The sequence below is a fragment of the Streptomyces pactum genome (assembly GCF_002005225.1).
In the GTDB taxonomy this organism is placed as follows: domain Bacteria; phylum Actinomycetota; class Actinomycetes; order Streptomycetales; family Streptomycetaceae; genus Streptomyces; species Streptomyces pactum_A.
Genome location: NZ_CP019724.1, coordinates 6433064 through 6454014, shown reverse-complemented (window position 1 = coordinate 6454014; position 20951 = coordinate 6433064). Strand labels below are relative to the sequence as shown.

Sequence of the window (20951 nt, the reverse complement as noted above, 5' to 3'; positions counted from 1 at the left end):
GACCCTACCTCTCCGGGGCCTCGGGGGTGACATCGAGACGCCCCATACCCGGCAGGGCGGTCCGTACCCGCCAGTAGGGGTACGGACCGCCCTGGGCCACGGGGACCGATCACCCGATATCGCTACACCGTGTCAGTCCCCAGCGACCCGGATCTCACTCATCCAGGGCACGCAGCGCCTGCCGGACCAGGGCCGCCCGGGCGGCCGGCTCGGTGAGGTGCTCGAGGCCGAAGCCCAGCAGGACCGTGTCGTCCGTGGTGACCGCGCCGTACGTCTGGAACAGGGTCCCGGTGCGGGTCCAGTCCTTCAGTACGGCGGGGCTGCCCGCGGGCGGCCCGGCGACCCGCCAGGCACCGAGCGAGGTCTCGAAGCCCTCGGTCGTGGTGGCCGTGCCGCCGACGACGAGCGAGGCCTCGTCGGCGAGGACGCCGCGCCCGCCGCTGCCGGGGTCGGTGACGTAGGCGATCGAGACGTCGACGGACTCGCCCGCGTAGGCGCTCAGGTCGAACTCGACCTGCCGCCAGCCCCCGGAGGAGCCGGTGAGGCTGTTCCACTTCCCGGTCGTGCCGGTGGCGGCGCAGCCGTCGTCGGACAGGGTCAGGTAGTGCTCCAGCCAGGGGTGCTCGCCCATGTAGTACCCGGCCGCGCACTCCGCCGGCACGGCCGCGCCGGTGGCGCCGCCCGCCTCGGGGAGCGTGGTCCAGTCGTCGGCGCCGGTGGTGTGCGCCTCGACCAGGGCGTGGTCGTAGCCGCGCTCGGTGTCCCACAGGAGCCGGGTGCGCAGTGTGGGCCGGTCGGCGGCGCTGACCCCGGTGAGGTCGACGGTGCGGGTGAGCCGCTTGTAGGCGTCGTCGGTGTGGACGGCGGCGGCCATCCACTCGCCCGCGTAGGGCCCGTACGGGTTGACCGTCCCGGCGAACTTCCCGGCACCCTCGCTCGCGAACTGCGGGTAGGTGTCGGCGGGCAACTGGTCCGAGGTCACGCTGTAGGTTCCGGCCGTGTCCAGCGGGTTGCCGGGGGCGTCACCGAGCGCGCCGGCGGTCCCGTCGAGCTTGCCGGAGCCGGTGAACCCGGTGGCCCCGGGGGTCGACGTACGGGTGTAGGCGCCCAGGTAGTACTGGCTGAAGTCGTCGGACAGGGTGCCGCCGCCCAGGTCGACGCTGCCGCCGGCCCGCTCCCCCGCCTCGATCAGCCTGCCGCCCTCGTTGAGGAAGGCACGGAGCTGTAGCTGGGTGGCGTTGCCGGGTACCGCGGCGCCGGTGTAGTGGACGACGGTGTCGAAGTGGTCGAGGACGCCGAGCGCGTCGGGCGCGCCCTGCGCGGCGACGTCCCAGACGGCCGCCCGCTTGCCGTTGGTCTTGAGGGCGTCCACGTAGGTCTGCGCCCGCGTGGCCTTCGCGCCCTCCTCCGCGACGACGAGGACGTCCGCGCGGGGCCGTTCGGCGATCGTGTACGTGAAGTGCTCGCTCTCGGTCCGCTTGCCCTTCTTCGTCTCGCCGGTGAACCAGACCTCGACCCGGTCACCGCGGTCGCCGTCCTTGACCTTGGCGCGGTACTCGTCGAAGTAGAGGTTGTCCTCACCGCCGTACGTCTCACCGCCCCGCCAGGGCCGGAGGGCCATGTCGTGGACGCGTCCGCCGTTGACGCGGTACTTCAGCTCCTTGTCCCGCACCGACTTGCGGACGACGACGGAGACCTCCTGGTCGGCGCCGCGCGAGTAGGAGGTGGTGAACTCGGCCGGGGTGAAGTCGGCGGCCTCCAGGCCGACCGCGGAGGACGGCCGGTCGGGGTGGGCGGCGGTCTCGGCGACGGAGAGGGCGAAGGGGATGTTCTTCGCGAACTCCTCCTGGATCAGCTTCTCGTCGTCGGGGAAGTTGAAGCCCGACCGGCAGTCGCGCGGGTCCCACTCGTCGTCCGGGTCCTGCTCGGAGATGGTCTGGCAGGTCGACATCTCGGGGGTGAACATCGCCATGCCGTTGACGTTGGCCGCGTGGCCGTCCGCCTCGCCGTTGGTGGTGTACAGCTCCGAGGCGACCTGCGGGAGGTAGCCGGGGATCGCGGAGTTGCCGGGGGTGCCGGCGAGCGCCTTGTAGAGGACGTCGTCCGGGGTGTCCGTGGCCACCTGCCAGCCGACCCCGTAGAGGAGGAGCTCGGCGGCGGAGTGGTAGTTGATGCCGTACGTGAAGCCGATCCGCTTCTGGAAGGCGTCCAGGGCCTTGGTCTCGGGCTCGGAGTTCGGGCCGGCGCCGCGGTAGGTCTGGCCGGTGGGGTTGGGGGACGAGCCCTCGTCGTCGTAGCCCCACTTGTAGGCGAAGTTGCGGTTGAGGTCGACGCCGTCGCCGGTGCCGATGGTGCCGTCGCCGTTGACGTCACGCAGGTTCTTGCGCCACAGGCGGTTGTCGGTGCTCTCGAACGTGTAGTCGTAGCCGTCGGGGTTGGCCGACAGGAGGAACCACAGCTCCGTGGAGTCGACCAGCTTCTTGATCCGCCGGTCCTTCTTGTAGTTGTCCAGGTAGTGGTGCATCAGCCGCCGGGTCATCTCGGGGGTGATCCACTCGCGCGCGTGCTGATTGGACATGTAGAGGACGGCGGGTTTGGAGCCGTCCCTCGTCCTGTCCGCGTGTCTGGTGAGCTTGAGCGCGAGGATGTCCTGGCCGTTCACCGTCTTGCCGATGGAGACGACCTTGGTGAGCCGGGGGTGCTCCTGTGCGGTCCGGAGGATCTCCTCCTTGAGCCCTCCGCTGCCGCCGTACGGACGGAAGACGCCCTCGGCGGCGTCCTCGACGCGTTCCTCGGCCCGGGTGGAGAGGGTGTGCTCCTCGAGGTCGACGCCCTGTTTCCCGAGCTTCTCGGCCTGCTGGTCGGTGAGGTAGACCTCGACGGTGGCCGTGCCCTCGTCGGGGACCCGCTCACCGAGTTCGTGGCCGTCCTGGCCGGCGGCCAGCAGCAGGGGTACCTGCTCCTGGGTCACATCGGCACGGAAGACCTTCACCTCGTCGGCGTCCGCGGTCGCGGGGGCCGCGGGTCGTGCCTGGGCGACGGGTGCGAAGCCCGCTCCGCCGATCAGGAGCGCGCCGACGGCGAGGATCGATCTCGCTCTTCGTCTCATGAACCCCCCTAGATGGGGCCTGCCCAACAGGCCTGGGTTCGCCACAGCAGCGAACAGATGCCAGGCTCATGACAGCTCATGATCGAGTCAAGAGTGCGTCAGGACACGCGAAAGCCGGTGCGGGTCACCCGAGCGGGCGCCCGCACCGGCTCCTCGACGGCCCGTGTGCGGTGGGCCGACGCGCGTCCGGTCAGCCGACCGACGAGGTTCGCGCGTCCGGTCAGCCGACGAGGTTGTCGGCGAGCTCCTCGCCGATGTTGGCGTCCGTGCCGGGGATACCGAGGTCCGAGGCCCGCTTGTCGGCCATGGCCAGCAGTCGGCGGATGCGGCCGGCGACGGCGTCCTTGGTCAGCGGCGGGTCCGCGAGGGCGCCCAGCTCCTCCAGGGAGGCCTGCTTGTGCTCCATGCGGAGCCGGCCCGCGGCGGCGAGGTGCTCGGGCACGTCGTCGGCGAGGATCTCCAGGGCGCGCTGGACCCGGGCACCGGCGGCGACGGCCGCGCGGGCCGAGCGGCGCAGGTTGGCGTCGTCGAAGTTGGCGAGGCGGTTGGCGGTGGCGCGGACCTCGCGCCGCAGCCGCCGCTCCTCCCAGGCCAGCACCGCGTCGTGGGCGCCGAGCCGGGTGAGCAGCGCGCCGATCGCGTCGCCGTCACGGACGACGACCCGGTCCACGCCGCGCACCTCGCGGGCCTTGGCGGGGATCGACAGCCGGCGGGCGGCGCCGACCAGGGCGAGCGCGGCCTCGGGGCCCGGGCAGGTCACCTCAAGGGAGGAGGAGCGGCCGGGCTCGGTGAGCGAACCGTGCGCCAGGAAGGCTCCGCGCCAGGCGGCCTCGGCGTCGCAGGTGGCCCCCGAGACCACCTGCGGCGGCAGGCCGCGGATCGGGCGGCCCCGGCCGTCCACCAGGCCGGTCTGACGGGCCAACTGGTCACCGCCCGCGACCACCCGTACGACGTAACGCGAACCGCGGCGCAATCCGCCCGCCGCCATCACGATCAGCTCGGAGCTGTGCCCGAAGATCTCCAGGATGTCCTGCTTGAGCCGCCGGGCCGCCCGCACGGTGTCCAGCTCCGCCTCGATCACAATGCGCCCGCTCACCAGGTGAAGGCCGCCGGCGAACCGCAGAAGGGCGGAGACCTCCGCCTTTCTGCAGCAGGTCCGGGTGACGGGGAGCCGGGAGATCTCATCCTTCACCGCTGCCGTCATCGCCATGGGCCGATCCTTCCATGCATCCGAAAAATACGGTCGTACGCGGCGGCCAGCAGCTCCGGGTCGTGCCTCGGGGTCCCGTCGGTCCGGGCGACCGGAGCCAGTTCGACCGCGGCGCCGAACCGTTTCGCGGCGTCGGCGAGCGAGTCACGGTCGGGCACGGCGGCCTCGTCGGCCAGCACCACGTCCAGGGCGAGTTTAGGGGCGTGTCGTCCCAAAACCTCCAAATGACGCTGCGGGGAGAAGCCCTCGGTTTCTCCGGGTTGCGGGGCGAGGTTCAGGGAAAGCACCCGGCGGGCCTTCGTCTCGACGAGCGCGTCCAGCAGATCGGGCACGAGCAGGTGCGGGATGACCGAGGAGAACCAGGAGCCGGGGCCGAGCACCACCCAGTCCGCGTCCAGGACGGCGTCGACCGCCTCGGGGACGGCGGGCGGGTCGTTCGGCACCAGGTGCACGGACTGCACCTCGCCGGGCGTGAGCGCCACGGTCGCCTGCCCCCGCACGGTGTCCACCTCGTCGGGCCGCTCCGGGTGGTGCCCCTTGACCAGGGCCTGGAGCTCCAGCGGCACGGCGGACATGGGCAGCACCCGCCCGTGCGCGCCGAGCAGCTTGCCGACCAGGTCCAGCGCCTGGACGTGGTCGCCGAGCTGCTCCCACAGGGCGACGATCAGCAGATTGCCGACGGCGTGTTCGTGCAGGTCGCCCTGGGACTGGAAGCGGTGCTGGATGACGCGGGCCCAGGTCTGGCCCCAGTCGTCGTCGCCGCACAGCGCGGCCAGCGCCTTGCGCAGGTCGCCGGGCGGCAGGACGCCCAGCTCGTCGCGCAGGCGCCCGCTGGAGCCGCCGTCGTCGGCCACGGTGACGACGGCGGTGAGGTCGCCGGTGATCCGGCGCAGTGCGGCGAGCGAGGCGGACAGGCCCATGCCGCCGCCGAGGGCGACGACCTTGGGCTGGGCGCCCCGGCGGCGCGGCTTGCCGCCGCGCGCCTGTTCGGGCCGGGCGGCGCGGGCTTCGGCGGGTCTGCCGCCGCGTCCTTCGGGCACCACCCGGCGCAGCCTGCTCAGCCGCGGAGTACGTCCTGTCATTCCCGTCCCATGTCCCGGTGGACGACCACCGTCTCCACGCCCTCGGCGGCGAGCCGGGCGGCGAGCTTCTCCGACATGGCCACGGACCGGTGCTTGCCGCCGGTACAGCCGACGGCGACGGTCACATAGCGCTTGCCCTCCCGACGGTAGCCCGCGGCGATCATCTGGAGCAGCTCGGTGTAGCGGTCGAGGAACTCCTTGGCCCCGGGCTGGTTGAGGACGTACGAGGACACCTCCTCGTTCAGGCCGGTGAACGGGCGCAGCTCCGGGACCCAGTGCGGGTTGGGCAGGAAGCGCATGTCCACGACCAGGTCGGCGTCGACCGGGAGGCCGTACTTGAAGCCGAAGGACATGACGGTGGCCCGCAGCTCGGGCTCCTCCTCGCCGGCGAACTGGGCGTCCATCTTGGCGCGCAGCTCGTGCACGTTGAGGCTGGAGGTGTCGATCACCAGGTCGGCGTCGCCGCGCAGCTCGCGCAGCAGTTCCCGCTCGGCGGCGATGCCGTCGACGATGCGGCCGTCGCCCTGGAGGGGGTGCGGGCGGCGCACCGACTCGAAGCGGCGTACCAGTGCCTCGTCGGAGGACTCCAGGAAGACGATCCGCCGGGTGACCCCGCGGGAGTCGAGGTCCGCGAGGGATTCGCGCAGGTTGTCGAAGAAGCGCCGGCCGCGGACGTCGACGACGACCGCGATCCGTGCCACGTTGCCCTGCGAGCGGGCGCCGAGCTCCACCATGGTGGGGATCAGCGCGGGCGGGAGGTTGTCGACGACGAACCAGCCCAGGTCCTCCAGACACTTGGCCGCCGTCGAGCGGCCGGCCCCGGACATGCCGGAGATGATCACCAGCTCGGGGATGGCCGCCTCGTGCGCCCCGGCTGTTTCCTTGCCCGTACTCACCTGTGCTCCGTCGTCCTGGCGCCGCTCGGAAGCGGCCGTCTGCGGGCCCGCCTCCTCGCCGGTCGCGCCGTGGGCCTGTTCTCGCCCCGCTGTGGTCTGTGTCTCGTGCTCGGTCATCTCTCCTGCCCCCGTCGTTCGTCCGGGGTGCCCGCGGACACGGGCTCCCCCGGGGCATCCGCCGTCGTCTCGGGTACCCCGTCCTCGTCATCCATGATCTCTCCGGTCGCCGTGTTCACGGCGGGCGCGGCCGGGGTGGACCGGGCGAGGGCCACGGCGACGGTCTCCGCCGTCTTGCGGCCTATGCCGGGCACCTCGCGGATCTGGTCGATCGTCGCCGACCTGAGCTTCTTCACCGAACCGAAGTGCTTGATCAACGCCTGCTTGCGGGTCTCCCCGAGGCCCGGTACGTCGTCCAGCGGGCTGGAGCGGAAGCGCTTGGCCCGCTTGGCGCGCTGGTAGGTGATGGCGAAGCGGTGGGCCTCGTCGCGGACCCGCTGCAACAGGTACAGGCCCTCGCTGGTGCGGGGCAGGACGACCGGGTCGTCCTCCCGGGGCAGCCAGACCTCCTCCAGCCGCTTGGCGAGTCCGCAGACGGCGATGTCGTCGATGCCGAGCTCGTCCAGGGCCCGCTGGGCCGCCGCGACCTGCGGCTGCCCGCCGTCGACGACGACGAGTTGGGGCGGGTAGGCGAAGCGCTTGGGGCGGCCGTCGTCGTCCTTCAGCGCCGGTCCGTCGGTGAGCTGCTCGCCACCGTCGGCTGCCGCCCCGTCGCCCCCGTCGGCTGCCGCCCCGTCGGCCCCGTCGCCCCCGTCGGCCCCGTCGACCCCGTCCGCCCACTCTCCGGTCCTCTCCTTCTCGGCGAGATAGCGGCGGAAGCGGCGGGTGATGACCTCGTGCATGGAACGGACGTCGTCCTGTCCGCTGAACCCCTTGATCTGGAACCTGCGGTATTCGCTCTTCCGGGCCAGCCCGTCCTCGAAGACGACCATGGAGGCCACGACATCGTCGCCCTGGAGGTGCGAGATGTCGTAACACTCGATCCGCAGCGGCGCGCTGTCCAGGCCCAGTGCGTCGGCGATCTCCTCCAGCGCGCGTGAGCGCGTCGTCAGGTCGGAGGCACGCTTGGTCTTGTGCAGGACGAGCGCCTGCTGGGCATTGCGCTGGACGGTCTCCATCAGCGCCTTCTTGTCGCCGCGCTGCGGAATGCGCAGCGAGACACCCGAACCGCGGCGCTCCGCCAGCCACTGCTGGACCGGCTCCACCGGGTCGGGCAGGGCGGGGACCAGGACCTCCTTGGGGACGGCATCGCCGGTCTCCTCGCCGTAGAGCTGCTGGAGGGCGTGCTCGACGAGGGCGCCGGTGGTGATCTCCTCCACCTTGTCCGTGACCCAGCCGCGCTGGCCGCGCACGCGTCCGCCGCGCACGTGGAAGATCTGGACGGCCGCCTCCAGCTCGTCCTCGGCGACCGCGATCAGGTCGGCGTCGGTCGCGTCGGCGAGCACGACCGCGCTCTTCTCCATGGCCTTCTTCAGGGCCCCGATGTCGTCGCGCAGGCGCGCGGCCCGCTCGTACTCCATCTCGTCGGCCGCCTCGGCCATCTGCCTCTCCAGGCGGCGCAGGTAGGTCCCCGTGCGGCCGGTCATGAAGTCACAGAACTCGTCGGCCAGGTCCCAGTGGTCGTCCGGGGAGATCCGGCCGACGCAGGGCGCCGAGCACTTGCCGATGTAGCCGAGCAGACAGGGCCGGCCGGTGCGGGCGGCGTTCTTGAAGACGCCGGCCGAGCAGGTGCGCACCGGGAAGACACGCAGCAGCAGATCGACCGTGTCGCGGATCGCCCAGGCGTGTCCGTACGGGCCGAAGTAGCGCACGCCCTTCTTCTTGTGGCCGCGCATCACCTGCACGCGCGGGAACTCCTCGTTCATCGTCACCGCGAGGTAGGGGTAGCTCTTGTCGTCGCGGTACTTCACGTTGAACCGGGGGTCGTACTCCTTGATCCAGGAGTACTCCAACTGCAGCGCCTCGACCTCCGTGGACACCACGGTCCACTCCACGGACGCGGCCGTGGTGACCATGGTGCGAGTGCGGGGGTGCAGGTTCGCCAGGTCCTGGAAGTAGTTCGCCAGGCGCTGGCGCAGGCTCTTCGCCTTTCCGACGTAGATCACCCGGCGGTGCTCGTCACGGAACCTGTACACCCCCGGGGAGTCCGGGATCTCACCCGGCCTGGGGCGGTAGCTGGAGGGGTCGGCCATGACTCACACCCTACTGGCGGGGACCGACACTCCGGCGGGGCTGTGGACGACGGGCCGGGCCCCTGTGGACGACGGGCCGGGGCCGCCGTGGACGACCTGGGACGGGCCGGGAGGGGACGGTCCGGGGCCGGTCGGTCACGCCGGGTGCCCTGGGAACCGTGTGCCGGTGTGTTCTCGGCCAGGAGCGCGTCGCGGTCGGGCGTCAGGTGTTGTCGGGCCGTGGTCAACACGCTTCAATGCGGGGGGACTCGGGGCCCTGAAGCGCGGCGGACGGATGTGCAGATTCTCTGTGTCGCCGTATCTCTGTGCCGCAACGGGGGCGGCGGCCCCGACGGACCCTTTCGAGGGATCCGCGTCGAACGGTCTGACCAGCCGTTGTGGACTTCACAGAAAGGCCCCTGCATGCCGCACGCCACCCAGCACGCGGACGTCGCCACCGCCGAACTCGACTCGGCCCTGCGCGGTGGCCCCTTCCACGTCGCCCTGCGGGCCGCGATCGCCGCTCGCGGACTGCCGCTCCAGCGCGTGCAGCACCATCTGTCGCGCCACGGGGTGCGGGTGGGCGTCACGAGTCTGAGCTACTGGCAGCAGGGCGCACGGCGCCCCCAGCGCCCGGAGTCGCTGCGGGCCGTCCGAGCGCTGGAGGAGATACTGCAACTGCCGGAGGAGTCCCTGATCCGCCTGCTGGCCGAGGCCGACGAGGACACCTCGGCCGAGCGGCCCGCGGGCCGCTCCTACCGCGCCTACGTGGAGGCCTCCGGCGTCCTGGACCGGCTGCTGGCCGAGCTGGACCATCCGTCGTCGGACGGCGGGGTGCACACCCTCGGGCACCACGAGCGGATCCGGATCGGGCCGCGCCGCGAGCTGGCGGGCCGCGAGTCGCAGCACATCGTCCGCGCCCACCGCGACGGCGTCGACCGCTTCGTCGCCGTCCACCACGGCGACCCGGGATGCGCTCCCGCGCGGATGACCGTCCACGCGCTGGAGAACTGCCGTACGGGACGCGTCCGCACCCACCACGACACCGGAGTGCTCGTGATCGAGTTGCTCTTCGACACGCGCCTGCGGGCCGGGGACACCTACCTCTTCCGTTACGGCGTCGAGGACGGCACGGCGGGAGTGTCGCGCGAGTACGTCCGCGGGTTCGGGTCGGCGGGCGGACAGTACGCGCTCCAGGTGCGGTTCGAGGCCGCGGCCCTCCCGGTGCGCTGCCACCGGTTCACGCAGCACTCACCGGCGGCACCACGCGGCGGCCGGCAGGAGCTGGCCCTCAGCGGACGGCACCACTCGGTGCACCTCGTGGAGCCGCGGGTGCGGTCGGGGATGCTGGGGATCGGGTGGGACTGGGAGTGATTCCGGTGGGACTGGTGGTGCCTGGATGCCCTGACGGGGTCGCCGGAGCTCTGCGGGGGCGCCGGGGGCTCCAGGGACTGGGGTCACCGGGTCGCTGGGTGCCGCGGGGCGCCGAGGGATCGCCGGAGGCCGGAAGGGGGACGTGGCGCCGGAAGCGGGGCGCCGGGGCCGCGGTCGGACCGGCGGGGACCTCCGGCAGAGCGCCCCAGGGGGCTGCGGACGCTGGGGCGGGGTCGGGTCGGCCAGGTCGGGTCGGGTCGGGTCGGGTCGGGTCGGGTCGGGAGTGAGTCACCGGGGCCGGGGGCGGACCGCCGGGGGCCGGGTACGGATCAGATGTCGGGGCTCGCGATGATCCGGCCCCGCTTCACCTCGACCGAGAGTTCCATGAGCGGCACGCTTGCCGGGGCGTGCAGCACCTCGCCGGTCCGTGCGTCGAACTCGCTGCCGTGGCAGGGGCAGACCAGTTTCGTCCCCTCCAGCTTGTTGATGGGGCACCGCGCGTGCGTGCATACCGTGCTGAACGCCTTCAGGGAACCGTCCTCGGCCCGGCTGACCACCACGTTCGCGTCCCGGTAGAGCTTGGCCGCGCCCGTGGCCACCTCGCCGTCCGCCCCGAGGTCGACGGGCCCGGTCGGCCTCGCGGGCGCGGCACCGTCCTCGCCCGGTGAGCAGGCGGCCAGACCGAGTCCGGCGACGGGCGTGAGGGCCGCCGAGCGCAAAACGGTACGGCGGCTCGGGGCGGGACGGCCGGGCATGAGGTCTCCACTGGTCAGGGGATGTGCAGGGCGACGATATCCGGCGGTCGTCGCTTCCTTCGAGGGCGGGTCACCCTGACGCCGGGGCTGCCGGGAGCGCGCGTAAACGCTTGCGCAAGCGTTTACGCGCCCGCCCCTGATGGGGTACGGTCCCGGCCAGTACGCGCGGAAGTGGTGCGGAGACCGACGCGCGGCCGTACGCGAAAGGACGAAAGGAGGGGCGGCGGGATGGCGACCATGGCCGATGTCGCACGGAGCGCGGGGGTCTCCGTGGCGACCGTCTCGCACGTGCTCAACGACACCCGCCCGGTACTGCCGCACACCCGCCGGGCGGTGCTGGACGCCGTCGAGGAGCTCGGCTACACCCCGAACACCCTCGCCCGCTCCCTGGTCACCTCCCGCACCCGCTCCATCGGGCTCTCGGTGTCGGCGATCAGCAACCCCTACTTCACGGAGATCCTCCAGGGCGTCGAGGCCGGCGCCCTGGAGCACGGTTACAGCCTGCTCATCGCGGACCCGCACGACGATCCGGCCCATGAGCGCAAGGTCGTCCAGCTCCTGCACGAGCGGCGCGTGGACGGCATGATCGTCGCGCCCTCCGCCGACCCGCGCGACCTCGTCGCCTACCTCGGCCGCCACCGGATGCCGACCGTGTTCCTGGACCGGGTCGTGGACGTGCCGAAGGGCGACGGAGCCCCACGCTTCGACCAGGTGTGCGCCGAGAGCGCCGAGCCGACGACCCGGCTGGTCACCCATCTCGCCGGGCTCGGTCACCGCAGGATCGGCCTGGTCGCGGGCCGGCCGGGGCTCAGCACGACAAGCGAGCGGATCACCGGTTACCGGCACGGCCTCGCCGCCGCCGGGCTGCCGTACGACGAACGGCTCCTGGTCCACGGCGACTCCGAGGCGGCAGGCGGTGAACGGGCCGCGGCGGACCTGCTCTCCCTGGCTGTGCCGCCCACCGCTGTGGTCACCGCCAACAACGCGATGACCATCGGTGCGCTGCGCGCCCTGCGGGACCGCGGCCTGTCCGTGCCCGGTGACCTCGCGCTGTGCTGCTTCGACGACTTCGCGTGGGCGGACCTCTTCACGCCCAGGCTCACCGTCGTCGCACAGCCGAGCAGGGAGCTCGGCGCCCAGGCCGTGCGGCTGCTGCTGGACCGCCTCGCCGCGCCGGACCGCCCCGTGCGGACCGTGCGGCTGCCCTGCACCTTCGTCCACCGCACCTCCTGCGGCTGCCCCGAGCGGTCCGAGCAGCCCCGGCAGTCCGATAAGTCCGAGAAATCCGAGAAGTCCGATCAACCTCAGCAGTCCGAGCGAGCCTCCGAAAGGCTCACGAAAGGAGTCTCCCGTGATCGTCGTCGCCGGTGAGGCACTGATCGACCTGGTACCGCAGGGCACGGGTGCCCTCGCCGCGCTGCGGCCTGCCCTCGGCGGCGGGCCGTACAACACGGCCGTCGCGCTCGGCCGCCTCGGCTCACCCGCCGCCTTCTGCTCCCGGGTGTCGCACGACGCCTTCGGCGAGGCGCTGCTGGACCGGCTGCGCGAGACCGGCGTGGACCTCTCACCGGTGCAGCGCGGGGTCGAGCCGACGACGCTCGCCGTGGCCTCGGTGGGCGCGGACGGTTCGGCCGCGTACTCCTTCTACGTGGACGGGACGGCGGACCGGCTGTTCTCGGTGCCCGCCGCGCTGCCGGCCGGTACCCGGGCGGTCTCTTTCGGGACCTGCTCCCTGGTGCTGGAGCCGGGAGCGAGCGCCTACGAGGAGTTGCTGCGCGAGACGGCCGCGCGGGGCGTGTTCACCGCGCTGGACCCGAACATCCGGGCCGGTCTGATTCCGGACCCGGACGCCTACCGGGCCCGGTTCAAGAGCTGGCTGCCGTCGGTGTCGTTGCTGAAGCTGTCCGCCGAGGACGCCGAGTGGCTGGGCGGCACGCCCCAGGAGTGGCTGGCTGCCGGTCCGGCGGCGGTCGTGGTCACCCGGGGCGGAGCCGGGCTGACGGCGTACACCCGTGGCGGCGGCGAGTACGCGGTGCCGGGCGAGCGGGTCGAGGTGGTGGACACGATCGGCGCGGGCGACACGGTCAACGCGGCGCTGCTGCACGGACTCGCCGTACGCGACGCCCTCGACGACGGGGCCGTGGCCGGTCTGGGGACGGAGGGCTGGGCGGAGCTGCTGGGTTTCGCCGCCCGCGCGGCGGCGGTCACCTGTTCTCGGGCGGGCGCGGAGCCGCCGTACGCCCACGAGGTGGCCGTCTGAGCGCCAACGGCGCCGGTCCGGCACCGGCCCTGGTCTCGGTCTCGGTCTCGGCCGGTCGTCAGCCCGCCGGCCGTACCGCCCGCAGGGCACCGGGTCGGCGGCCGTTGAGGCGGTCCAGGGCCGCGGCCGTGGCGTCGTCCGCGGGCAGGTGTACGACGATGCGCTGGCCCTCCTCGGGAAGCGCGAGCGTCTCGTGCGACAGCCGCAGGGGGCCGGCCTCCGGGTGCTCGACGTGCTGGGTCCCGACACGCCGCGGGGCCGCGCCGAGGTCGGCGAACCGGTCGGCGAAGACCGCCCCGGCCGTCACCGTCAGCTCGTCGGCCAGCTCGGCCACGTACGGGTCCCGCAGTGGGGCCTCGTGCCGGAGCTGGGCGACCAGGTCGTCGGCCACGCGGTCCCAGTCGGGATAGGCGGCGCGGGCCCGCTCGTCGGTGAACAGGTACCGGAGCAGGTTGGGCCGCTCCTCGTCGAGCAGCCCGATCGGGCCGGTCAGCCGAGCGTAGCCGCCGGTGTGGGCGAGGACGTCGCCGATCCAGTTGAGCACCACGGCGGGGGTGGGCTCCAGGCGGTCCAGTACGGCCCGCACGGTGGGGCGCGCGCCGCGACTGAGGGGCGGGGCCGCGGCGCACAGCAGCGGGTCGCCGCCGTCGGCCTCCTTGGTCAGGCGGCGCAGCAGCATCCGGTCCCGCAGCGACAGGTTCAGCGCGTCGGCGAGGGCGCCGAGCACCTGGACGGACGGGTTGCGGTCGCGGCCCTGTTCCAGCCGGGTGAGGTACTCGACGCTGACGCCGGCGAGCGTGGCCAGCTCGGCGCGGCGCAGGCCGGGGGTGCGGCGGCGGGGACCGGCGGGCAGCCCCACCTCGGCGGGGGTGACGGACTCGCGCCAGGTCCGCAGGAAGGTGCCCAACTCGTTGTCGTTCACGTCTGGAACGTACCAATGCGCGCGGGCGAGAGGGTGGCCCTGCGACTACCACGCTCGGGCCGGTCTCCCTGCGGGGGCGCGGTCGCCGCAGGGTTGAGGGCATGACGAATGACATCTCCGGCACCACCGCCACTCCCACCACTCCCCTGCCGATCGCCCCCGGCCGGTGGGCTATGGACCCGTTCCACTCCGCCGTGAACTTCACCGTCCGCCATCTCGGCATCGCCAAGGTGCGGGGGCGCTTCGGCGGCGTGCGGGCCGAACTGTTCGTCGGGGAGCGGGTCGAGGACGTCCGGGTGTCCGCGACGGTCGACCTGGCCTCCATCGACACCGGGAACGCCGACCGGGACGCACACGTACGCGCCTCCGACCTGCTCGACGTGGCGAAGCGGCCGACGATGGCCTACCGCTCGACCCGGGTGTCGGGCGAGGGCGAGGACTGGACCATGGAGGGCGAGTTGACCATCGGCGACGTGACCCGTCCGGTGACGCTCGCTGTGGAGTTCGGCGGGCTGGGATCCATGCCCGGCGGCGACGGCCGGCACGCCGGGTTCGAGGCGACGGGTGAGATCCGGCGCAGCGAGTTCGGCCTGGACTTCGCTCCCGGGCTGCTCGGAGAGGTGGTGAAGATCCAGCTCGACATGCAGTTCGTGGAACCGGCGACTGCCTGAGTCCGTGGGGTGGGCACACGCCGCGCCGGGCGCCACGGGATCGTCCGTGGCGCCCGGCGCGACTGGCGGTTCAGGCCTTGCTCGTCCGCGTGGTCTTCTTCGCGGCGGGCTTGGTCACCTTCGTGGTGGCCTTCTTGGCCGCCTTGGTGGCGGTCTTCTTCGCGGCCGTGCCGGTGACCGCCTTGGTGGCGGTCTTCTTGGCGGTGGCCTTGGCCGCCACCGTCTTCGCCGTCCTGCGCGGGGCCTTCACCGCGACCGCGTCGCTCACCCGGTCGGCGCCGAGGACGTCCTGCAGGAACTTGCCGGTGTGGCTGGTGGGAACGGCCGCGACCTGCTCGGGGGTGCCCTCGGCGACCACCAGGCCACCGCCGGCGCCACCTTCGGGGCCCATGTCGACGACCCAGTCGGCGGTCTTGATCACGTCGAGGTTGTGCTCGATGACGATGACCGTGTTGCCCTTGTCGACCAGGCCGGCCAGGACCGTCAGCAGCTTGCTGATGTCCTCGAAGTGCAGACCGGTGGTCGGCTCGTCCAGGACGTAGACCGTGCGTCCGGTGGAGCGTCGCTGCAGCTCGCTGGCGAGCTTCACGCGCTGGGCCTCACCACCGGACAGGGTGGTCGCGGACTGGCCGAGCCGGACGTAGCCGAGGCCGACGTCCTTCAGCGTCTTCATGTGCCGGGAGATCGCGGGGACCGCCTCGAAGAAGTCGGTCGCCTCCTCGATCGGCATGTTCAGGACGTCGGCGATGGACTTGCCCTTGTAGTGGACCTCCAGGGTCTCCCGGTTGTACCGGGCGCCGTGGCAGACCTCGCACGGGACGTAGACGTCCGGGAGGAAGTTCATCTCGATCTTGATCGTGCCGTCGCCCGAGCAGTTCTCGCAGCGGCCGCCCTTGACGTTGAAGGAGAACCGGCCCGGCAGGTAGCCGCGGACCTTCGCCTCCGTCGTCTCGGCGAACAGCTTGCGGATGTGGTCGAAGACTCCGGTGTACGTCGCCGGGTTCGACCGCGGGGTGCGGCCGATGGGCGACTGGTCGACGTGGACGACCTTGTCGACGAGGTCGTCGCCGTCCACGCGCGTGTGCCGGCCGGGCACGTTCCGGGCGCCGTTCAGCTCGCGCGCCAGGTGCGTGTACAGGATGTCGTTGACCAGGGTCGACTTGCCGGAGCCGGAGACGCCGGTGACCGCCGTGAACACGCCGAGCGGGAAGGACACGTCGATGTCCTGGAGGTTGTTCTCGCGGGCGCCGTGCACGGTGAGCTGACGGGAGGGGTCGCGCGGGCGCCGGATGTCGGGCAGCGGGATGGCTTTCTTGCCGGACAGGTACAGGCCGGTCTGTGACTCGGCGTTGTCGAGCAGCTCCTTGAGGGAGCCGCTGTGCACCACGTTGCCGCCGTGCTCGCCGGCTCCGGGGCCGATGTCGACGATCCAGTCGGCGACCTTGATGGTGTCCTCGTCGTGCTCGACGACGATGAGCGTGTTGCCCATGTCGCGGAGCCGGACCAGGGTCTCGATCAGCCGGTGGTTGTCGCGCTGGTGCAGGCCGATGGACGGCTCGTCGAGGACGTACAGCACGCCGACGAGTCCGGAGCCGATCTGGGTGGCCAGGCGGATGCGCTGCGCCTCGCCGCCGGAGAGGGTGCCGGCCGCGCGGTTCAGCGAGAGGTAGTCCAGGCCGACGTCGACCAGGAACCGCAGCCGCTCGTTGACCTCCTTCAGCACACGCTCGGCGATCTTCTTGTCACGTGCGCTGAGCTTCAGCTCGCCCAGGAAGTCCGCGCAGTCGCTGATGGACATCGCCGAGACCTCGGCGATCGACTTGCCCATGACCGTGACCGCGAGGACGAGCGGCTTCAGCCGGGTGCCCGCACAGGTGGGGCAGGGCACCTCGCGCATGTAGCCCTCGAAGCGCTCGCGGCTGGCGTCGCTCTCGGCCTCGCTGTGCCGGCGCTTGACGAACGGGATCGCGCCCTCGAAGGCCGTGGTGTACCGGCGCTCGCGCCCGTACCGGTTGCGGTAGCGGACCTCGACCTGGGTCTTGTGGCCGTACAGCAGGGCCTTGCGGGCGCGCAGCGGCAGGCCCGCGAAGGGGATGTCCGTCCGGAAGCCCAGAGCGTCCGCGAGGGCACCGATGAGTCGGCCGAAGTAGTCCTTGGTGTGTCCGTGCGACCAGGGGTGGATGGCGCCCTCGTCGAGGGACTTGTCCTCGTCGGGGACGATCAGCTCCGCGTCGACCTCCATGCGCGTGCCGATGCCGGAGCAGTCGGGGCAGGCGCCGAAGGGCGAGTTGAAGGAGAAGGAGCGGGGCTCCAGCTCTTCGAAGGACAGGTCGTCGTACGGGCAGTACAGGTGCTCGGAGTACATGCGCTCGCGCTCGGGGTCGTCCTCGGGGAGGTCGACGAAGTCGAGCACGACCATGCCGCCGGACAGGCCGAGCGCGGTCTCCACGGAGTCGGTGAGGCGCCGCTTGGCGGAGTCCTTGACCGTGAGGCGGTCGACGACCACCTCGATGGTGTGCTTCTCCTGCTTCTTCAGCGTGGGCGGGTTGGAGAGCTGGATGGTCTCGCCGTCCACCCGCGCGCGGGAGTAGCCCTTGGTCTGGAGGTCGGCGAAGAGGTCGACGAACTCGCCCTTGCGCTCGCGCACCAGCGGCGACAGCACCTGGAAGCGGCTGCCCTCCGGCAGCTCCAGGACCTTGTCGACGATGGCCTGCGGCGACTGGCGCGTGATCGGCCGGGCGCACTGGGGACAGTGCGGCTTGCCGATGCGGGCGAAGAGCAGGCGCAGGTAGTCGTAGACCTCGGTGATGGTGCCGACCGTGGAGCGCGGGTTGCGCGAGGTCGACTTCTGGTCGATGGAGACCGCCGGGGAGAGGCCCTCGATGAAGTCGACGTCCGGCTTGTCCATCTGGCCGAGGAACTGCCGGGCGTAGGAGGAGAGCGACTCCACGTAGCGCCGCTGGCCCTCGGCGAAGATGGTGTCGAAGGCCAGGGAGGACTTGCCCGACCCGGACAGGCCCGTGAAGACGATGAGCGAGTCACGAGGCAGGTCGAGCGAGACGTTCTTCAGGTTGTGCTCGCGCGCGCCACGGACGATGAGACGGTCGGCCACGCCGGTCCGCACCTTTCTTGAGAGAAGTGACAGGGGCGAGGCCCCCGTCTTCCTCAGACTAGGGGGAGCCACTGACAACGCCGGTCGGATTCACCGGTTGTCAACAAACCCCGACTCCCCAGCATGCCCGACGCCGCACCCGACCATATAGCACGTGCATTCGATTTGCGGGCACTGTCCACCACCTTCACCCGAAGGTGGTGCTCGGTCTAGGGTCAGCAGCATGATTGATCACGCTCATGACCTGGCGTCTGTACGTGACGCTACCGACCGGCTGCTCACCGGGGTCGGGAAACTGGACAACGCGTCCGTGACGGAGTCGTCACGGCTTCCCGGCTGGACCCGCGGCCACGTCCTCGCCCACCTCGCCCGCAACGCCGACGCCCTCGTGAACGTCCTCGAAGGACGCCCCATGTACGTCTCCGGCGAGGCCCGGGACGCCGACATCGAGCGCGACGCCCCGCGCCCCCTCGACGCCCACCTCGCCGACGTGCGCGAGAGCGCGGCCCGGTTCCAGGACGTCTCCGCCGCGCCCGCGGACTGGTCCCGCACGGTGGAGCTGCGCAACGGGATCACCGACTCCGCCTCCCGGGTGCCGTTCCGGCGCTGGGCCGAGGTGGAGCTGCACCACGTGGACCTGGGCATCGGGTACGAGCTGGAGGATCTTCCGGCGGAGTTCACGGAACGGGAGACCGGGTTCCTGGCCGCCCGGTTCACCGGGCACCCGGACGTGCCGCCCGCCCGGCTCTCGGACGGCACGCGCGCGTGGAGCACGGGCCGGGAGGGGGGCGGCCCCGAGGTGACCGTCACCGGCCCTCCCGCCGACCTGCTCGGCTGGCTCGCCGGGCGCCGTGAGGGATCCGCGCTGTCGGTGCAGGGCGGCCCGCTGCCGTCGCTGCCCCCGCTGTAGCCCGTGGACGACGGTCTTCGGACCGCCGTCCGGCGCTAGGCTGGCGGTCATGACGTACAGCGGAGAGGTGCACGTCGGCGGCCCCGCCGACGTGCACGAGCTCAAGGACCTGATGATCACCAAGGTCGCGGTCGGCCCGATGGACAACAACGCCTATCTGCTGCGCTGCCGGGCCACCGACGAGCAGTTGCTGATCGACGCCGCGAACGAGGCGCACTCACTGCTCGGCACGATCGGTGACGGCGGCATCGCGTCCGTCGTCACCACCCACCGGCACGGCGACCACTGGCAGGCGCTCGCCGACGTCGTCGCGGCCACCGGCGCCCGCACCTACGCGGGCCGGCACGACGCCGAGGGCATCCCCGTGCCGACCGACGTCCCGGTCGACGACGGCGACACGATCCGGGTGGGGCGGGTGGAACTCACCGCGCGCCACGTGGTCGGGCACACGCCGGGCTCCATCGTCCTGGTGTACGACGACCCGCACGGGCACCCCCATGTGTTCACTGGGGACTGTCTCTTCCCGGGCGGTGTGGGCAACACACACAACGACCCGAAGGCGTTCGCGAGCCTGATCCACGATGTCGAGACCAAGGTTTTCGACGTGCTCCCGGACGAGACGTGGGTCTACCCGGGGCACGGCAAGGACACCACGCTCGGCGCGGAACGGCCGCATCTGCCGCAGTGGCGCGCACGCGGCTGGTGACCGCCGCAGGCGCCTCGTCCGACGCGTTCGCGGGCCGCCGGTACTCCGGTTCCCGCCCTCGGCCGGCGGCCCCGGCGGCTCAGGCCTGGGCCCGGCCCGTCCCCGCCAGCGTCGCGATCCGCTCCACGCCGAACGCGTACCCCTGGACACCGCACCCCGCGATCACCCCGTCGGCGCGCTGCGACACGTAGGAGTGGTGCCGGAACGATTCGCGCTGATGGATGTTGGAGATGTGGACCTCCACCACCGGCAGCCCGTCGCAGGTGTTGAGCGCGTCCAGGATCGCGACGGAGGTGTGCGAGTAGGCGGCGGGATTGATCACGATCCCGCAGTGGTGCAGCCGGGCCTCGTGGATCCAGTCGACCAGTTCGCCCTCGTGGTTGGACTGCCGGAAGTCCACCGTGCCGCCGCGTGCCGTGGCCGCCTTCACACACAGTGCCTCGACGTCGGCGAGGGTGTCGGAGCCGTAGATCTCCGGCTGTCGCTGACCCAGCAGGTTCAGGTTGGGGCCGTTGAGGATCATGATCGGGGCGTTGGCCAGGGTGCGGGGCACGGTTCCTCCGGTCCGTTCGGGGTGCGGCAGCCCTTGCGCGACCGCTGCTCGGACCCCGGTTTATCACGGTGCGCCGCCCGTACGGCCGGTCGTACCCTCCGTCCATGACGCCGATCACGTACCCGCCCAAGCCCTCGCCCGGCGACCGTGTCGCAGTGATATCGCCCGCCTCGGGGCTGCCGGGACTCTTCCCGGTGCCCTACGAGTTGGGCCTGAAACGGCTGCGCGAGGAGTACGGGCTGGAGCCGGTCGAGTATCCGGCCACCCGGAAAATGGGCTCGACACCCGCGGAGCGGGCCGCCGACGTCCACGCGGCCTTCGCCGACCCCGGGATCAAGGCCGTGATCGCGTCGATCGGCGGTGACGACCAGATCACCGTGCTGCCACTGCTGGACCGGGAGCTGATCCGGGCCGGCCCGAAGCCGTTCTTCGGCATGAGCGACAACACGAACCTGCTCGCCTACCTGCGCAACACCGGCATCGTCGGCTTCCACGGCGCGAGCGTCATGGTCGAGCTGGGACGTCCCGGCGCCATGCACCCGCAGACCGCCGACTCCCTGCGCGCGGCGCTGTTCACCCCGGGCCCCTACGAGCTGCGGCCCGCCGAGCGCTGGAACGACATCAACCGCGACTGGGCCGACCCCGCGACCTTCGACGAGGAGCCCGCGCTGCGGCCGGGGTCGGGCTGGTCCTGGGTGAACGCCGACCGGGTGACCGAGGGGCGCAGTTGGGGCGGCTGTCTGGAGATCCTCGGCTGGCTGCTGATGGCCGACCGTGAGATCGCACGAGACCCGGCGGAGTACGACGGTGGCGTGCTGCTCCTGGAGACCTCCGAGGAGCTGCCGAGCGCCACAGACGTCTTCCGCACCCTGCGCAACATGGGCGAGCGCGGCCTGCTCCGGCGCTTCTCCGCGCTGCTGATGGCCCGCCCGAAGACGTGGTCCTTCGAGCACCCCGACAATCCCGAGGAGGCCGCCCGGTACGCGGCGGACCAGCGCGAGGCGGTACTGCGGGCGATGCGGGACTATGCCCCCGAGGCCACGATCGTCTTCGACGTGGACTTCGGCCACACCGACCCGCAGGTCGTCATCCCGTACGGGGGCACCGTACGGGTCGACGGGCCGGCCCGTCGCATCACCGTCACGTACTGACGCTCCGTCCGC

At 71.9% G+C, this 20951-nt stretch carries 16 protein-coding genes; 7 read left to right on the top strand and 9 right to left on the bottom strand.

Annotation, left to right across the window (positions count from 1 at the left end; genetic code table 11):
* Window positions 1-154: 154 nt before the first annotated feature.
* The 5 genes from B1H29_RS27635 to uvrC all read right to left on the bottom strand — a co-directional run bounded on the left by B1H29_RS27635 (window position 155) and on the right by uvrC (window position 8546).
* Window positions 155-3109, bottom strand: a complete 2955-nt coding sequence (locus B1H29_RS27635) for a M14 family metallopeptidase (RefSeq protein WP_055416358.1) — start codon at window positions 3107-3109, stop codon at window positions 155-157.
* Between the two features lie 220 nt (window positions 3110-3329).
* Entirely contained in the window at window positions 3330-4319 is a 990-nt protein-coding gene (gene whiA, locus B1H29_RS27630) for a DNA-binding protein WhiA (RefSeq protein ID WP_055416359.1), read from the bottom strand.
* Window positions 4310-5401: a gluconeogenesis factor YvcK family protein gene (locus B1H29_RS27625; RefSeq protein WP_055416360.1), complete on the bottom strand. Its 1092-nt coding sequence runs from the start codon at window positions 5399-5401 to the stop codon at window positions 4310-4312. The genes whiA and B1H29_RS27625 overlap by 10 nt, the downstream gene beginning before the upstream one ends.
* Complete coding sequence (rapZ, locus tag B1H29_RS27620; protein WP_055416361.1) at window positions 5398-6414, bottom strand: RNase adapter RapZ; 1017 nt, start codon at window positions 6412-6414, stop codon at window positions 5398-5400. The genes B1H29_RS27625 and rapZ overlap by 4 nt, the downstream gene beginning before the upstream one ends.
* Window positions 6411-8546, bottom strand: a complete 2136-nt coding sequence (gene uvrC / locus B1H29_RS27615; protein ID WP_055416362.1) for an excinuclease ABC subunit UvrC — start codon at window positions 8544-8546, stop codon at window positions 6411-6413. The genes rapZ and uvrC overlap by 4 nt, the downstream gene beginning before the upstream one ends.
* A gap of 402 nt (window positions 8547-8948) precedes the next feature.
* On the opposite strand from uvrC, the gene B1H29_RS27610 reads away from it, so the two are divergent.
* A complete protein-coding gene (locus tag B1H29_RS27610) occupies window positions 8949-9899 on the top strand; it encodes a hypothetical protein (protein ID WP_055416363.1) in 951 nt (316 codons plus the stop codon).
* A 329-nt stretch (window positions 9900-10228) separates the two neighbouring features.
* On the opposite strand, the gene B1H29_RS27605 is transcribed toward B1H29_RS27610, so the two are convergent.
* The gene (locus B1H29_RS27605; protein ID WP_055416364.1) at window positions 10229-10654 is read right to left on the bottom strand and encodes a Rieske (2Fe-2S) protein; all 426 of its coding nucleotides are present in this window, start codon (window positions 10652-10654) and stop codon (window positions 10229-10231) included.
* Between the two features lie 228 nt (window positions 10655-10882).
* Here B1H29_RS27605 and B1H29_RS27600 point away from each other — a divergent pair, with 228 nt between their 5' ends.
* Complete coding sequence (locus B1H29_RS27600; protein ID WP_079160503.1) at window positions 10883-12025, top strand: LacI family DNA-binding transcriptional regulator; 1143 nt, start codon at window positions 10883-10885, stop codon at window positions 12023-12025.
* Window positions 12006-12914, top strand: a complete 909-nt coding sequence (locus B1H29_RS27595) for a carbohydrate kinase family protein (protein WP_055416365.1) — start codon at window positions 12006-12008, stop codon at window positions 12912-12914. The genes B1H29_RS27600 and B1H29_RS27595 overlap by 20 nt, the downstream gene beginning before the upstream one ends.
* 58 nt (window positions 12915-12972) lie before the next feature.
* Here the strand turns inward: B1H29_RS27595 and B1H29_RS27590 are convergent, their stop codons facing one another.
* Window positions 12973-13836: a helix-turn-helix domain-containing protein gene (locus B1H29_RS27590; RefSeq protein WP_055416366.1), complete on the bottom strand. Its 864-nt coding sequence runs from the start codon at window positions 13834-13836 to the stop codon at window positions 12973-12975.
* Window positions 13837-13937: 101 nt separating this feature from the next.
* Between B1H29_RS27590 and B1H29_RS27585 the strand changes: the two genes are divergently transcribed.
* On the top strand, window positions 13938-14507 hold the full coding sequence (locus tag B1H29_RS27585) for a YceI family protein (protein ID WP_055416367.1): 570 nt from the start codon (window positions 13938-13940) through the stop codon (window positions 14505-14507).
* A 70-nt stretch (window positions 14508-14577) separates the two neighbouring features.
* On the opposite strand, the gene uvrA is transcribed toward B1H29_RS27585, so the two are convergent.
* Window positions 14578-17619 carry an excinuclease ABC subunit UvrA gene (uvrA, locus tag B1H29_RS27580; RefSeq protein ID WP_055416368.1) on the bottom strand — a complete coding sequence of 1014 codons (3042 nt, stop codon included), beginning with the start codon at window positions 17617-17619 and terminating at the stop codon, window positions 14578-14580.
* Window positions 17620-17842: 223 nt separating this feature from the next.
* Here uvrA and B1H29_RS27575 point away from each other — a divergent pair, with 223 nt between their 5' ends.
* Both B1H29_RS27575 and B1H29_RS27570 read left to right on the top strand, forming a co-directional pair.
* Window positions 17843-18529, top strand: a complete 687-nt coding sequence (locus B1H29_RS27575; protein WP_055416369.1) for a maleylpyruvate isomerase family mycothiol-dependent enzyme — start codon at window positions 17843-17845, stop codon at window positions 18527-18529.
* Window positions 18530-18578: 49 nt separating this feature from the next.
* The gene (locus tag B1H29_RS27570; protein WP_055416370.1) at window positions 18579-19235 is read left to right on the top strand and encodes an MBL fold metallo-hydrolase; all 657 of its coding nucleotides are present in this window, start codon (window positions 18579-18581) and stop codon (window positions 19233-19235) included.
* A gap of 79 nt (window positions 19236-19314) precedes the next feature.
* Here the strand turns inward: B1H29_RS27570 and aroQ are convergent, their stop codons facing one another.
* Complete coding sequence (gene aroQ / locus B1H29_RS27565) at window positions 19315-19788, bottom strand: type II 3-dehydroquinate dehydratase (protein ID WP_055416371.1); 474 nt, start codon at window positions 19786-19788, stop codon at window positions 19315-19317.
* Between the two features lie 104 nt (window positions 19789-19892).
* On the opposite strand from aroQ, the gene B1H29_RS27560 reads away from it, so the two are divergent.
* Window positions 19893-20939 (top strand): S66 family peptidase, encoded by a 1047-nt coding sequence (locus B1H29_RS27560; RefSeq protein ID WP_055416372.1) that lies wholly within the window; start codon window positions 19893-19895, stop codon window positions 20937-20939.
* Window positions 20940-20951 lie beyond the last annotated feature (12 nt).

Coding starts and splice junctions, on each gene's coding strand:
- B1H29_RS27600 (WP_079160503.1), top strand. CDS start 10,883: ATGGCGACCATGGCCGATGTCGCACGGAGCGCGGGGGTCTCCGTGGCG.
- B1H29_RS27585 (WP_055416367.1), top strand. CDS start 13,938: ATGACGAATGACATCTCCGGCACCACCGCCACTCCCACCACTCCCCTG.
- B1H29_RS27625 (WP_055416360.1), bottom strand. CDS start 5,401: ATGACAGGACGTACTCCGCGGCTGAGCAGGCTGCGCCGGGTGGTGCCC.
- B1H29_RS27635 (WP_055416358.1), bottom strand. CDS start 3,109: ATGAGACGAAGAGCGAGATCGATCCTCGCCGTCGGCGCGCTCCTGATC.
- B1H29_RS27610 (WP_055416363.1), top strand. CDS start 8,949: ATGCCGCACGCCACCCAGCACGCGGACGTCGCCACCGCCGAACTCGAC.
- rapZ (WP_055416361.1), bottom strand. CDS start 6,414: ATGACCGAGCACGAGACACAGACCACAGCGGGGCGAGAACAGGCCCAC.
- whiA (WP_055416359.1), bottom strand. CDS start 4,319: ATGGCGATGACGGCAGCGGTGAAGGATGAGATCTCCCGGCTCCCCGTC.
- B1H29_RS27605 (WP_055416364.1), bottom strand. CDS start 10,654: ATGCCCGGCCGTCCCGCCCCGAGCCGCCGTACCGTTTTGCGCTCGGCG.
- B1H29_RS27570 (WP_055416370.1), top strand. CDS start 18,579: ATGACGTACAGCGGAGAGGTGCACGTCGGCGGCCCCGCCGACGTGCAC.
- uvrC (WP_055416362.1), bottom strand. CDS start 8,546: ATGGCCGACCCCTCCAGCTACCGCCCCAGGCCGGGTGAGATCCCGGAC.
- B1H29_RS27560 (WP_055416372.1), top strand. CDS start 19,893: ATGACGCCGATCACGTACCCGCCCAAGCCCTCGCCCGGCGACCGTGTC.
- B1H29_RS27575 (WP_055416369.1), top strand. CDS start 17,843: ATGATTGATCACGCTCATGACCTGGCGTCTGTACGTGACGCTACCGAC.